Origin of the sequence: Halomonas sp. FeN2, assembly GCF_020595105.1 — a bacterium.
GTDB lineage: Bacteria > Pseudomonadota > Gammaproteobacteria > Pseudomonadales > Halomonadaceae > Vreelandella > Vreelandella neptunia.
Genome location: NZ_CP074200.1, coordinates 3,638,041 through 3,652,882, shown reverse-complemented (window position 1 = coordinate 3,652,882; position 14,842 = coordinate 3,638,041). Strand labels below are relative to the sequence as shown.

Here is a 14,842-nt window from a genome sequence, read left to right as displayed (position 1 = left end):
ATCACACAACGCTCTTTTACGCACTGTGCACACGCTGAATGGTGCTTGAGAGTGCAGGCCACCTCTCTTTTCGCACCATCACCGTGCAGTCTATCCGAAGAGCCTGGCCACCGCTTACCCACCACCTAAACATAAGCAACTGAAGTTATTTAAAAAAATATTTCAGACGGCCAGTTGGCTAGCTCCTTGCTTGTTACCGAGTAAGGTTTTTAATCAGCTGACAGCCAATGGAGGTTGTCGCGCGTTTAAAAAGACGCTATCGGGCAACGACGCCCCTGTTACGCACGCTTTTGCGATTCTTTGCAAAGAGGTGCGAGACAGGGGCGTTTTTTGTTTGGTGCTCAAGCAGCCGCAAAGACACAGAGGAGCCACCCATGGAAACCACTTCCCGGTGCTCGCCCAACGACCATCAAAACGACCATCTGGTGATCATTGGCAATGGTATGGCAAGCCACCGCCTAATCGAGGGGCTAGTAAAACAGCCCACACGCCCCCAGCGCATCACGGTGATAGGTGCAGAGCCAACCCCTGCCTATAACCGTATTCTGCTTTCGCCACTGCTGGCCGGTGAAATGCAGCAGGATGCACTTACGCTGCGCGACACCGCGTGGTACGCCGAACAGGGCGTCACGCTGATACTGGATGAAAAGGTCGAGACGCTTGATCGCGCAAGCCAAACGTTGGCCACCGATAGCGGCCGATCGCTTGATTACGATCATCTGATCATCGCCACCGGCTCGCGCCCAGCACTGCCCGACGTTCCCGGGATTGAACTTGAGGGCGTACACGGCTTTCGCGACCTGCAAGATGCCGAAGCACTTGAGGCCATTGCTCAGCGCGGCGGTGATGCTGTCGTGATTGGTGGCGGCCTCCTCGGTCTTGAAGCGGCTGAAGGGCTGCGTAAGCGTGGCAACGATATCAACGTTAGCGTGCTCCAGCGCAGCGAGCGGTTGATGAACCGCCAGTTAGATACGACCGCAGCACACCTGCTCAAAGACACCCTGACGCAACGCGGCTTGAACATCATCACCGGTGCCCAGCTAGAACGGCTAGAAAGTGACGCACAGGGCCGAGTCGCCAAGGTGCATCTTGCCGATGGCCGCCAGTTGAACGCCTCCAGCGTGATCGTTGCCGCGGGCATTACCCCTAATGCGGAACTTGGCCGCCAAGCAGGTCTGCGCACGGATCGAGCTATTGTGGTGGACGAATGGCTCACCACCAGCGACACGGCGGTCTCAGCGCTGGGCGAGTGCTGCCAGTTCGAGGGCACCACCTACGGCCTGGTGGAACCAATCTGGCGACAGGTAGAGGTGCTCGCCGCGACGCTGTGCGGCACGCATACCCAAGGCTACGCGGATACCCCCAGCGCCACCAAACTCAAAATCAGTGGTGTAGCGCTCTACGCTTTTGGCCCCACCGAGGCCAGCGCGGAGCATGAAGTGCTGAATTACCACGACCTTGAACGCGGCGACTACCGCCGCCTGCTGCTTCGCGACGGCCAGATTGAAGGCGCGGTGCTTTACGGCGACACCAGCCAAGGGCCCTGGTACTTCGAGCAGGCGCTCGCGGGCACTGATCTCAACGCTTACCGCCAAGCCTTGTTGTTTGGTGGTGCTGATGTCGAGGTGCTACGCGAAGCGGCATCTCTACACAGCCCTGATTCTTCTGAACTCTCTTCAAAACAATCTTCTTCAAAACAATCTTCTTCAAAACACTCTTCTCATACAACGTCGGAGGCGGCTTAAATGTCTACCCAACAGCAGCTTATTATTATTGGTAATGGCATGGTCGGCCACCACCTGGTCGAGCAGCTCGTCGATAACGGCGCCCTCGAACGCTATCAGGTCACCGTGTTTGGCGAAGAGCGCCACCGCGCCTACGACCGGGTGCATCTGTCTGAATACTTCAGCGGCCGCGATGCCAATTCGCTCGCGCTTTGCGAAGCTGATTACTACGCCACCAGCGGCGTTGAACTGCGCACAGGCGAGGCCGTGATTGAGATCGACCGCAACTCACAAGAGGTGGTCACCGACCAGAGCCGCTACCCGTATGACCGCGTAGTGCTGGCCACCGGCTCCTTCCCCTTCGTGCCGCCAATTCCCGGTAATGACCGCGATGGTTGTTTGGTGTACCGCACCTTGGACGACCTAGACGCCATTCAGGCCGCCGCCGAAAACGCCACCACCGGCGTGGTCGTGGGCGGTGGCCTGCTGGGCTTAGAGGCCGCTAACGCCCTGCGCGGCCTGAACCTGGATACTGCCGTTGTAGAGTTCGCTGCACGCCTGATGCCGATGCAGGTGGATACCGAGGGCGGCGAGTTGCTGCGGGAAAAAATTGAAGCTCTTGGGGTACAGGTACTCACCGAGCGCGCCACCCAGCGCATTGAAGATGGCGAGGCGAGCCGCCATCGCATGGTCTTCCAAGACGACAAAGTGTTGGAAACCGACCTGATTGTGTTCTCAGCAGGCATCCGCCCCCGCGACCAGTTGGCCCGTGATTGCGGCCTGGAAATTGGTGAGCGCGGCGGCGTGGTGGTAGATAACCAGTGCCTCACCAGCGACCCGGCCATTCTGGCGATTGGTGAAGTGGCGCTGTGGAACCAAAGCATTTTTGGCCTGGTCGCCCCCGGTTATCAAATGGCCAAGGCGGCGTTTTCGACACTAACCGAAGGCAACACCCAGTTTGGCGGCGCGGATATGAGCACCAAGCTTAAGCTAATGGGTGTCGACGTAGGCTCAATTGGTGATGCCCATGGTAATCAGAACCCCGGCGCGCGGATGTTCCGCTACCTGGATCCCATCAAGCAGGAGTATCGCAAGCTGGTGGTTTCCAGCGATGGTAAAAAGCTGCTCGGCGCGATGCTGGTGGGCGACAACGGCGTTTATGACACGCTGCTACAGTACTACTCCAACGGCATTGAGTTGCCCGACGAGCCCGCCTCATTGATTCTGCCCCAAAGCAGCGGCGCCGCGCCCACTCTCGGCCCCGGTGCGCTGCCGGAAACCGCCTCCATCTGCTCTTGCCACAACGTCACTAAAGGCGACATTTGCGCCACTATTGACGCTGGCGCGGTAGATCTAGGCGGTGTCAAAGCGGCCACCAAAGCCAGCACCGGCTGCGGCGGCTGTACCGCGCTGCTCAAAAGCGTAGTTGACCATGAGCTGGAAGCCCGCGGCGTCGAAGTCGATAAATCGATTTGCGAGCACTTCGCCCATACCCGCCAAGAGCTTTACGATATTGTGCGCGTTGAAGGCATCAAAACCTTCACTGACTTGATCGAAAAACACGGCAACGCCGACACCCATCGCCTTGGCTGCGACATCTGCAAACCCGCCGTGGCGTCCATTCTGGCCTCCTGCTTCAATGAGCCAATCACCGACGCGGCGCATATCCCATTGCAGGACACCAACGACACCTTTATGGCCAACATGCAGAAAAACGGCACCTACTCGGTAGTGCCGCGTGTGGCCGGTGGCGAGATCACCCCAGACAAACTCATCGTGCTGGGCGAAGTGGCCAAAAAATACAGCCTCTACTCCAAGGTCACCGGCGGCCAGCGTATCGATCTGTTCGGCGCCCGCCTGGAAGACCTGCCGGATATCTGGAGTGAGCTGATTGCCGCAGGCTTCGAGACCGGCCACGCCTACGGCAAATCGCTGCGCACGGTGAAATCCTGCGTAGGCAGCACCTGGTGCCGCTACGGTGTGCAGGACAGCGTCGGCATGGCGATTCAGTTAGAGAACCGCTACAAGGGCCTGCGCTCACCGCACAAGATCAAGTTTGGCGTTTCCGGCTGCACCCGCGAGTGCGCCGAAGCCCAGAGCAAAGACATCGGCATTATCGCTACCGAAAACGGCTGGAACCTCTACGTGTGCGGTAACGGCGGCATGCGCCCCCGCCACGCCGAACTGTTCGCCACCGATCTGGACGACGAGCAGCTCTACCGCACCATTGATCGCTTCTTGATGTTCTACGTGCGCACTGCCGACCGCCTGCAACGCACTTCGGTGTGGCGCGAAAACCTCGACGGCGGCCTGGAGTACCTCAAAGAGGTGATTCTGGAAGACAGCTTAGGCATCAACGACGAGCTGGAGCGCCAAATGCAAACCGTGGTGGATACCTACCAGTGCGAATGGGCAGACGCGATCAGCGACCCGGAGAAACTCAAGCGCTTCCGCAGCTTCGTCAACGACGACCGCCCGGATCCGTCAATCATTATGACCTCCGAGCGCGGCCAGCCACGGCCTGCCCAATCCACTGCTCACTGACGCTTTAAAATAGCTATAAAAGAGGTTTCCAATGACCGCAACTGCATTGAAAAAAGAGATGGATACGACAGGGGCTAACAACACGATGGCATGGCAAAAAGTGTGTACCAAAGCTGACCTGGTCGAATTCTCCGGCGTCGCCGCCTGGCTTGAAACCGCAAAAGGCCCTGCTCAGGTAGCTATTTTCTACTTGCCTGGACAAGGAGTGAGCGGTGAGCTTTTCGCCCTTGATCACTTTGACCCTTTCTCTAACGCCAATGTCATCGCCCGGGGCATCGTCGGCGACCTTAAAGGCGCCCCTGTGGTCGCCTCGCCTATCTACAAGCAACACTTCCGCCTTGAAGACGGCCAGTGTTTAGAGGATGAGGATGTTAAGTTACGTACCTGGAAGGTTGAATTTAAAGGTGATGAGGTGTGGGTTGAGGAGTAACCACATTAATTAGCCTTGAAAAATCGACAACGCCGCCATTAGGGCGGCGTTGTTGTTAGCAGCCGTTACTCTCAAACGTTATTCATTCAAAAAGCTAATCAGTGCCTGATTGAACTCATCAGGATGGGTAGCATTGAGACCATGGGGCCCGCCCTTGATCACTTGCGTTTGCGCATTGGGCAGTAGCTCCTGAGCCCGCTTACCGCTGACTTCAAAGGGCACGATACCATCTGCATCACCGTGGAGGACTAGCGTGGGGATATCGATGCTAGGTAGATCTTCACGGAAATCGGTATAGCTAAACGCCTTGATACAGTCGTAGGTCGCCTGGGGTGACGCAAAGGCGGCAATATCGCGATGGTACTGGCGGTTCGGCTCGCTAACTAAGTCGCTGCGTTCACCTGCCGTAAAGAAGCTCTTGGTAAACTCTTCCAGAAAGGCAAGGCGGTCATCTTTTACGCCCTCAAGGAACTGATTAATGGTGGCATCATCAAGACCACCTTCGGGGTTATCATCGGCTTTATAAAGGTAAGGCGGCACCGCTGCGGCAAAAACGGCTTTATGAACACGGCTGGTGCCATAGCTGGAGAGGTAGCGCGCCACTTCACCGCCGCCCATGGAAAAGCCCACCAGGGTAGCATCGTGCAAATCCAGCGCCTCAATCAGTTTCTTGAGGTCTGACGCTAGGGTGTCGTAGTCGTAGCCGCCATCAGCCTGGGTTGACCCGCCAAAGCCCCGGCGGTCATAGGTAATCACCTTATAGCCCGCCTCGACTAACGCAGGCACCTGCTTTTCCCACGAGCGGCCACTCAGCGGCCAACCATGAATCAGCACCACGGGCTTGCCCGCCCCGCGCACTTCGTAATAAAGCTCAACCGGCGTGCCCTGTTCCGTTCCTACGCTCAGCATTGGCATCGTCTCACCCTCCTGTTTGGCTTAACGTGAAGCATTTATGTGCCACATAAGGCTAGTACAACCCTTTCGGACTTACCAAAGTGGGCTGTTAGTAGCTCTTTATACGTTCGTTAGAAGCAGAGGCATTACTGTTCGCCCCTGGCTTTCGCGTTCCTGTGTGCATGGGGGCAGAGCTGCTGGGATTGGTGTTAACAATTACCGTGAACTACCACGCCTAAAGGGAAAGGTAGGGTAAGCCTGTTGTCTTGCAGCGGGTACCACCACCCCAAAGCGTTTTTCGATGTCGCCCATTTCAATAAATTTCTCGCCGCGATGGTAAGCCGCGCGCAGGTGTTTGCTAAGTTCATTAACAGCCGCCGAAGGCTTGGCCCATTGGGATTCGGGTAAGGGCTTAGACCATTCGGCCAGCCAGTCGCTGGGTACTGCTTTGGGCAGAATATGCTTCATGCGGTATTCGGTGTACCAGTGGGCAAAGCGGGCATGTTCCCATAGGCGCTTGCGCCGAAAGCGCCTCCACCGGGCGGGGTCGTTGGTGCGTTCGCACTCGGCTTTTTCACGCGCCACATAGGCGTTGTACCACTCGACGCCCCACTCTCTGGCGGAAGGAGTAATCGCCTCGGCACCCTCTTCCATAAAGCGGCGAATATACTCCCACTGGGCCAGTGCCCCCGGCAGGCCACCCACACTGACGATGATGCCCGCCCCTGGCAGCGTGTAGCCTGGCCGCTGCGGGTCGGGCGGCAACAGCGCATAGTTCCAGCTAAAGCCGGTGACCGCCCCTGGCCCGAGGCCCGGGTTAAAGGCACACATCGCGACCACCTCTTCCCAGGGTACCAATACCGTGCGCCGTTCACGTTTGAAAAGCCGACAGAGGGCGTCATAAACAGGCGGATAAACAAAGAAAAAGGCCAGGGCGCCGATATGCAGTAGCGTCAATCCGACAGGGAAACTCTCCTGGGCACCGCGCAGCCATTCACCCACTTCGATCACACCCATAAACCCCCCAGCCGCTGCGGCTAAGCCCGCTGTAGACATTAACCACAGGTTTTGAGGCGCGGGAAGCCAGAAGCGACCTGGGGGTTCTACCACAAAAGCAACTTCACGGCGCTGACGGTTTAGGCGAATAGGGGGTATGCGCTTATGCAGCGTATTGATCCAAATAATGCCTAGAATAAAGATATACAAAAAAACAAAGTACAGCCCCCCCCCCCAGAATGCTAGTACTTGGCTATACGCGGTGTTTTTTATGATTGCCATACAAAACACCACTAAAAAAAAGCCGTTCATAAATAACGCTAACCCACTTAGCACATGCCCCGCTGTCATCAAGGTGTCGGGGCTCGCGCCCTGGCGAAGATCCATAATGACGTCATCGTGGTGTACATCGATATTCGCCACATCCACCGCGTACTCGCTATCTGTGGGTAGGGGTAGCGGACTCAAACAATATTGTTCACCCCCGGCACGGCTTTCCCGTTCGCCCGCGCGCATGGGGGGTAAAGCATCTTTGGGGTTGGTGTTAAACATTATTCGTCCTTGTTCAGGGTGCCCAGGGCGTGAGTGGCATACCAGGCCAGGTGCCTATTTTTACGCTGCTGAAAAAGCTATCCGTCAGGGCACTCACCTCACGCCACTCACTTGGGAGTGAACGGCCACGGCGGTATAGTTCATAGACTTGCGTTGTGGATTCACCGTTGAGGCGCGAGCGCACCACCAGCCGTACAAAGTAGAACTGACTTAGCGCCTCTGGCGCAAAGTGATAGGTGACATCTACTCGAGAGCTTTCTGTTCTACTATGGGCATACGCCAGCACATCACGGGTCAGCTCTTGATGGCCCCCACGCATGGGAACACCCCATACACCGAAAAAGAGCGTCTCGTCACTCGGGGGCTGACCACCGGGCATGGTCAGACGGAAGGCTAGATCGCTAGCGGCAGGGCCAGGCCCGGGGCCGGCATGGGGTGCTGCCACGCCTTGGCGCTCCACGCTAACCTCGCTGCCACTTAGTTTGCCCAGTTCCTGCTCGTGCTTTTCAAGATTCCACTGTTTGCTGCGCTGTCCCCAGTAGCTGCGCTGGCACCAGCGCTGTACCGGGCTTAGCGAAAAACGGCTGGCTAATAAGTCGCCCATCACCAATAACAGCGTACTGGCCGCAACGAACCAGCCCACCGGCCCGGCAAACTGCAACATCAAAAGCCGCAACTGCGCAGCAGGCGTGCCTAATAGTCTACCCACAAGCCACCTGCCAGCTAAGGCAAAGCCCCCGCCTGCTGTACCAGTAGCCCCCACAAGTGCCACCTGAGTGGCTAAACGCTCCGCCTGCGTCTCTGCACGCCCTAGCTTCTGCCCTTGCCTAATCATCTCAAAAACACCAGCCACACCACCCAGACCAGCAACAAAAACCATGGCTTTATTGGCTGCCCTGGCCCAAAGCTCCAACTGAACAGGGCTACCCGCTGCTGCTTTTAATTCAGCCTGGGCGACTTGTTGAAAGGCGCGCCCTTCATAGAGCTTGCGATGGCGGACATCGACAATCATTTCTCTAATCGCCATAAGTGCTGCCGCAGTTGCCGCTGTCTGAGAACCTGCGTTACCTAGACTTTCAGAAAATCTCTCTGCTCCAAAACTTTCAAACAGATCTTTCATGGCCACGCAGGCCGTGATGGCCCCCATCGCCGACAAACTACCGTTCACTAATACCCCCAGCGCGCGGGATACCGACACCTCATTCTGTTCGTTACGGATGAGTGTATCGAGCGTGTTCCGCATCGTTTCACGGGGCTGGTTGGCCAATTGTTTGAAGGCGTTGCGCTCAGCGAGCGCTGCGCGGGTAGCGGCTTGGCTTAGGCCGCCTATTTTAAGGGCGTGAGTGCCATTTTCATTAGCGGGAAAACTATGATCTGCCAGCTCTTCTAATGCCTCACCCAGCAACTGCTGCTGTTGCCTTATCTCTAACTCTTTAGCTCGGATTTTTCTCGCGTTGAACTGGTCAGCAGCGCGGCGATGGGCCTGGCTTGTGCCCCGACGAGAAGCACGCTTTATTTCCGCATCCCGCTCTTGGTAATAGCGCTCCATATCCTGTTCCAACCGCTGGAGCAGTGATGACGAGCGTTGTGCCTTGGTAGTGGCCTGCTGCAACCTCCCTAGCACCGCTTGGTCGGGGATATCCCAGCCCATTTCCGGCAGCCCCAGGCGCTCAAGAAACATTAGTCGTTGCCCTTCCGGCAGCATGCCCGCCAGGTTGGCAAAGCGCTGGGGAACATCCAACTGCGGCGCGTCATCTAGCAGTGTTTTAATTACCGCTTCACCCAGCATTTTCTCTTTGTAACTGACTTCCCCGGCGATATCCGCCACCACATCATCGGCGAGGCCCTCAATGCTGCGAAAGCGCAGGCCTATTTGCTCATCAATAGTGCTCTGCCACGTTTGGTAATTACTTAGTGCGCCTGAGGCGGTCATCAATGCCGCCGCCTGTGTTAAGGCTTTTTGCGGGCCATCCAACTCGGATAGGAAAGTGTCAATAAAGCTTTCAGTAGGAATAAAGTGAAGCAAGTGGGCCGTGTTGGGGGTATCGCCCATATAATACTGAGCAAGAAAATCGCTTTGCCCACACAATGCCAGCGTTTCGAAAGCGTACTTCTCGATTTTACTCGTCAGTTTTATATGTAGTGCTTCTTCCCGATCCAGCACCAGAGCATAGTCGTGCCATACAGGCGCTAGCCGCGCCATATCCTGTCCTATTGCTAGGTAAGCCGATTGCCAATCCTCCTCAAGGCCGTTGGCGTAGGCTAGGAAATTTTCCATATCCTGCTGACGAATGACATCTACAATGCCATTGGGTGCCAGCGCGTAGTTGCCGCCAATCACTTCATTAAAGTGGGCCTGCTCGGTTTCCTCGACAAACTCTTTTACTGACTCAGCATCCGTACCTAGGTTTTCAGCGATATGCTGGCTGAGTTCATCGATATCCCGGTTAATAGGCGCCAAGGCGCTACCGACCACTCCAGTGTGAGCAGTATGGATAGCCTCACGCCTTTCGCGTCGCTGCTCGTAAAGGTCTGCCAGTTCGCGTAGATCGGCCTGATCATCGCTGCCAGCATCGCCTAGCCATTCGGGAATATTGCCCTGGCCCGCATTAGCGGCATGCGGAGCAAAGTTAAGGGTCATCAGCCCATCAGTCGTTCTCGCCGCGAAGTTCTCCGTTTGATACTTATCCTGCCAATTGCCCTGTTGTTCAGCTAGTTGCTTCCAAAGTTGCGCCCAGTCTTTTACTCGTGCGGGAATATCTTCTACCACGAGAATGGCGCTGTCGTTTTGGTAGCTGCCGTTGATGCTGCCCACAATGTCGCCAGCGCTGGCCGCTTGCCAATCAATAGGCGTCGCTTCAAGGTCACACCAGACATAACTTCCCGGGTCGATTTCAGCATCAGCGCCTGCCTCTTGGTCAGGCGCTTCTGGGGTTGCACGATATTCACCGTGGTCATCTGCCAGTGCGTCAGGCAAGTCATTGGGGTCAAGTAAATGGGCGGTGCCATGGCAGAATCCGCCTATGCCTACTCGGGTCATTACCTGGCGACGGAAGGAGGGGATCAGTAGCATGGACTGATGGCGCTCAGTTAGCTCCACCATGCTGTGCAGTACTTCGATGCTCCCTTTGCGTTCAAGAATAATCTCATCGCCACTGCCATCGGGCTCTACTTTGAATATCAGGAGTTCATCGGGCGTTAAGCTATGCACAATATATAACCACCCCGAGCGTATCGGCCGAATTCCGGAACGACGAAAACGACCGCCGTGCACGGGGGCAAAGCCGTTCACCGCCTCTGCACGTTCAGCTTCGGGCTCTTCGACCATGGCGTAACGCACGGGAACTAACTGCATGTCCTTTTGTGTTAGCGTACACTGGCCGCTTTCATCGCTGGGGTCGTTATCTGGCTGGTTATCGGCAACGCGATTAGCGGCCGCTATATCCATGCTCATACCATGTCATCCTGTTCTAACGCTTGCTGGGCAAGACTGACTGCCGCTTTTAGCCGTTCCATTGGTGCTTGATGGTTGGGATGGAGAAGCAATTTAGCTAATGCAGGGTACTGATCAACATCCAATGCGGCGTTACCGTGGGCGCCTAATATATTTGCCATGTAAAAGTGCGCTCGTTGCCCCACAAATCCCAGCCGAGCTGTCGTTGCGATGACCTGCTCAGCCGCTTTCATCGTAGAGCCGTGGTGACTGATTAACGGGCCTGATGGGAAGTAATGATGTAAATGTTTAGCTAGCGAGACTTGAAAACGCTGCCAGTTAACGTGTGCCAGGGCGGAAAGGTGCGCCTCTTGCAATGTTAGGGGAGACGCTGAAGTAGGTACGCCAGTCTCTTGCAATGAGTCGCTTTGGTTAACCTGCCACCATGTCATGGAGGTGCTGTCTTTGACCGGTAACCAGGCACGTTCAATAACGCTACCAAACAAACTTGTGTAGCTCCCTCCCCCCTTGATATTGAGCAGGCTATGCATAACGGCAGGGGAAGCAAGACGCAGCACCTGCTCCCCATGGACAGGGTGATGCACCATCAGCAGCCAGCGTAGGCGGGCTAAAAGCTCTTGGCGGGAGGTGCGGCTGTAAAGCAGCCATCCCCACTCCTGATTAGCCCCCTGTTTTAAGAATGCCTCCCACAGCGCAGGCTCTCCTTTAATCGCTACAAGGCAAGGTGAAACTTCACAGCACTCTTTCAGGGGCGTTTTCAAATACAGTAATTCATAATCAGGCGCTTCCAATGTTTCGTATAGCCAGCGCTCTAGGTTTGGCCGCGTTAACGCATCCAACAACACGTAGTAGCCAGGTTGATTCACCACATCGCTACTTTTAGGCGGCGAGCCCGGCGAATATTGTCGCAATCCTTCGCTGGTGAGGTTACTCATCTTCATGCCCCCCTAATGAAGCGTCATCGGGTGGCTCGCATATATTAGTCAGGGCACTACCTCGCTTTAGAGCCGCTAACTGACGCGATGGCTCAATATCACTACTTAATAACGGCGAGTGCCCTATCGCTTCTGCCCGGTCATGATCTTTACCTTCTAGCACCGGCGGCAGCTTGGGCGGCTCGGCCGCTTGCCCGGTGCCATTACCGGGGCTGCCACCGGCATTGACTTTGACTTGAGGGCCGACGATGGTGATACCGCTGGCGTCGAGCTTGATAAAGCTGCCGCCTACCTTGAGGGTGATTTCGCTACCGGCTTCGAGCACCGCTTTTTGGCCCGACTTGATATGCAGCTCCCGACCGCTTTCACTTAGCCAAGCCTCACCGGCGCGCATATGCATAGTGCCTTCAACATTTAAATGCTGGGCGCCTTCGGTGTGCTCAAAGCGGTGGCGGTGCACCGTGTGGTGCTCGTCGTTGTCGATCTCGCTGATACGGTCGTTGTGCACTTTGAGATGGCTGTCGCGCTTGATCTCCTCGGTGCGATCATTAAGCGTCAGCAGCTCTAGATCTTTTTGGGCATGCAGCCAGATCTGCTCTTCGCCGGTGGCGTCCTCAAAGCGCAGTTCGTTAAAGCCTTCCGATTTGTGGCTCTGGGTGCGGATCACCGTGCGGGTCTTGTTGGCCGGCAGCGGGTAGGGCGGGATATTCACCGCATGGTAGGTGCGCCCGGTGACCAACGGTTGATCGGGGTCGCCCTCTAAAAACGAGACAATGACCTCATGGCCGATCCGCGGGATCGCCATGCTGCCATAGCCACCGCCTGCCCAACCCTGGGCCACCCGCACCCAACAGCTGGCGGTCTCGTTGGGTTCGGCGTAACGATCCCAGGGAAACTGCACCTTGACCCGGCCGTGCTCGTCGCAGTAGATCTCTTCGCCTTCCGGCCCCACCACAAAGGCCACTTGGGGGCCATCGACCCGCGGCTTGGGGTTGGGCACCGGGCGGAAGGTCTGATCCTTCGGCATGATCACCACGTCATTGTGGTAGCGGGTCATCAGCTCGCCGGCTTGCGCGGCGCTGGCTCCCCCATTGTTACTGTCATAGCCGCCCCGGGCCATGCCGTCCTCTTCCAGGGCCTGGGGCTGTTCGCCGTAGTGCACCACCGAGACCACCTGCCAGGAACGGTTAAAGCTATCAATATCGTGGTCGGTGAGGGTAAAGCAGATGCCGGGGGCGAGTTCCGGCAGGTCACTCTCGGCCTCGGCGGTGGTGGCGTCGGCGCGCAAGGACTCTAACCGGTGGCGGGTAAACGGCTTGCCGGAGGCGTCCTTCTTGTAGCGGCCGGGGTAATCGAAATGCTCGTAATCCTCCCGCTGGGCATGCTCCCCCAGGTTGGGAGCGAGGTGCTCGTGGATCTGCGCGTAGGGCGGGTTTTTAAAAGTGTAATCTTTGAGCATCGCCGAGGCGGGGCGCACCCGGCTGGCCTGACGCAATTTGCGTACATGGCGTCGGGGCGGGGTGCCCCCGGCGCGGCCGTGGTAGACGCGCTCGCCGACGCTGGGCAGCACCACGGTGGCGTCGGCAAACACTAATTGGTGCTTGCCGCCTTCGGCGTTCTCAAACTCATGGAAATAGAAGCAGCCCTCTTCGGCAGCTAAACGCTCGATAAAGGCCAGATCGGTCTCGCGGTACTGAACCAGAAACTCCCGATCAAGGGGTGTGCGAGTGGTGGCAAAGCCGATATCGGTGAGGCTGCGCTCGTTAGCGAGCGTCGTGATGGCATCATAGGGGGACGTATCCTGAAAGATACGCGAATTATGGCGTAGCGATAACCGCCACAGCGCGGGACGAATCTCCACCCGATAGAAGCTGCGCCGGTGTCCCCTGTCGCCACGGTGCAGCTCTGAAATCATCCCATGCACCCGGCGTAGCGGCTCACCGTCCTGCCAAATGGTCAGGGTGGCGTTTTGATCCAAGCAGTCGCTGGGCGACAGGTCGTGGGTGCGGCTGGCAAACTCAACCGAGAGCGCAAACGGCTCAGACAGCGCCTCACGATGGGTAAAGCACACCACGGCGGTGTCATCGGCCCCGGGTAGGGACAGGGTAAATTGTAGGCCCGTGCTATCCGCCATCGCTCCGCTCCTTGGATCATCAGCTGCTAATGAGAGGCAATCAGGATAGCGAGCCCGTGGCAGAGGGCAACCCCTTGAGGGCACGAAGCGTCAATGTCTTACACGCTTGTAAGAGATCTCTTACAAAATAGGGCCTAAGACTCATTAAACAGGCAGCCAGCGTTCGATAAGCCACTGACGTTGTGGCCAACAAAGTTGCTATGCTTATTGGCTATTTTGACTATGCATACCGGAAGAAACCTTTGTGAAGACAGAATCAAGCACTTTGGCATTCTCAGCCTTTATGGCGCTGCTGATTGGCTGTGCAGGCATCGTGGCCACACTCGCCTCCAACTCCCAAGCGATCCTGCTGGATGGGCTGTTCAATCTGATCTATTTCAGCGTTGCTCTGGTAACGATCAAGGTGAGCAAGTTAGCCAGCCGCCCTGATAGCGAATCCTACCCGTTCGGCTATAGCTACTTTGAGTCGCTGGTGAACCTGTGCAAAGGGCTGCTTATTTTAGGCGTGTCTATTTTTGCCTTGGTCGATGCCATTGCCGCCCTGCTCACCGGCGGCCGAGTGATCGCGGCGGGTTTGGCAGTCCTATATGCCCTGTTTGCTACCTTTGCCTGTTCACTGACAGCCTGGGTGATGCACCGTAGCCAGCGTCACGTAAGCAGCCCTTTGATAGCGGCAGACAAACTCAACTGGGTGGTCAACAGCGTTATCTCTGCCGCCGTGTTAGCCGCTTTCTTCCTGGTGATGCTGTTTGAGCGCTTAGGCTGGCAGACGATTCTGCCCTACGTGGATTCGGTGTTGGTCATTGCGGTGGTGGTGCTCTGCCTGGGCGTGCCGGTGCGTATGGCTTCCCAGGCACTCAAGGAACTGCTCAACAAAACTCCGGAAGAGGCTATCGCGGTGCCCATTCGCCAAGCCGTGGCGAATGCCCTGGCGGATACCGACACTCAAGAGGTGCGGGTGCGCATGGTTCGCCCTGGGCGCCTGCTGTATGTGATGGTGCATGTGGTACTGCCCGACGCATCCGATGTTTCGGTCTCCACCCAGGATTTACTCAGGGCACGCGTCGATGACGAAGTGCGCCGCTATTACTCCCCCGTGGTGTGTGACGTGGTGTTTACTGCCGACACCCGCTGGGCAGCGCCCTCCTGTGGGCTCTTGGTAGAGAAGCACACATAAAT

Annotated in this window: 9 protein-coding genes; 4 read left to right on the top strand and 5 right to left on the bottom strand. The window is 56.8% G+C overall.

The genetic code is table 11. The features are described 5' to 3' along the window. Window positions 1-374 precede the first annotated feature (374 nt). The 3 genes from KF947_RS16760 to nirD are packed head-to-tail and all read left to right on the top strand — an operon-like array spanning window position 375 to window position 4,698. Window positions 375-1,745 carry an NAD(P)/FAD-dependent oxidoreductase gene (locus KF947_RS16760; protein ID WP_227404551.1) on the top strand — a complete coding sequence of 457 codons (1,371 nt, stop codon included), beginning with the start codon at window positions 375-377 and terminating at the stop codon, window positions 1,743-1,745. Next, the gene (gene nirB, locus KF947_RS16755) at window positions 1,746-4,268 is read left to right on the top strand and encodes a nitrite reductase large subunit NirB (protein WP_227404550.1); all 2,523 of its coding nucleotides are present in this window, start codon (window positions 1,746-1,748) and stop codon (window positions 4,266-4,268) included. A gap of 31 nt (window positions 4,269-4,299) precedes the next feature. Beyond that, window positions 4,300-4,698, top strand: a complete 399-nt coding sequence (gene nirD, locus KF947_RS16750; protein ID WP_133731345.1) for a nitrite reductase small subunit NirD — start codon at window positions 4,300-4,302, stop codon at window positions 4,696-4,698. Window positions 4,699-4,776: 78 nt separating this feature from the next. Here the strand turns inward: nirD and KF947_RS16745 are convergent, their stop codons facing one another. From KF947_RS16745 to KF947_RS16725, 5 genes are all read right to left on the bottom strand, one after another. Further along, the gene (locus KF947_RS16745; RefSeq protein WP_227404549.1) at window positions 4,777-5,613 is read right to left on the bottom strand and encodes an alpha/beta fold hydrolase; all 837 of its coding nucleotides are present in this window, start codon (window positions 5,611-5,613) and stop codon (window positions 4,777-4,779) included. Window positions 5,614-5,808: 195 nt separating this feature from the next. Continuing rightward, the gene (locus tag KF947_RS16740) at window positions 5,809-7,140 is read right to left on the bottom strand and encodes a hypothetical protein (protein WP_227404548.1); all 1,332 of its coding nucleotides are present in this window, start codon (window positions 7,138-7,140) and stop codon (window positions 5,809-5,811) included. A gap of 13 nt (window positions 7,141-7,153) precedes the next feature. Continuing rightward, window positions 7,154-10,594, bottom strand: coding sequence for a toxin VasX (locus KF947_RS16735; RefSeq protein WP_227404547.1), 3,441 nt, complete (start codon window positions 10,592-10,594; stop codon window positions 7,154-7,156). Further along, window positions 10,591-11,529 (bottom strand): DUF4123 domain-containing protein, encoded by a 939-nt coding sequence (locus KF947_RS16730; protein ID WP_227404546.1) that lies wholly within the window; start codon window positions 11,527-11,529, stop codon window positions 10,591-10,593. The genes KF947_RS16735 and KF947_RS16730 overlap by 4 nt, the downstream gene beginning before the upstream one ends. Next, window positions 11,522-13,663: a type VI secretion system Vgr family protein gene (locus tag KF947_RS16725; protein WP_227404545.1), complete on the bottom strand. Its 2,142-nt coding sequence runs from the start codon at window positions 13,661-13,663 to the stop codon at window positions 11,522-11,524. The genes KF947_RS16730 and KF947_RS16725 overlap by 8 nt, the downstream gene beginning before the upstream one ends. A 244-nt stretch (window positions 13,664-13,907) precedes the next feature. On the opposite strand from KF947_RS16725, the gene KF947_RS16720 reads away from it, so the two are divergent. Beyond that, window positions 13,908-14,840 carry a cation diffusion facilitator family transporter gene (locus KF947_RS16720; RefSeq protein WP_227404544.1) on the top strand — a complete coding sequence of 311 codons (933 nt, stop codon included), beginning with the start codon at window positions 13,908-13,910 and terminating at the stop codon, window positions 14,838-14,840. The last annotated feature ends 2 nt before the right edge of the window (window positions 14,841-14,842 follow it).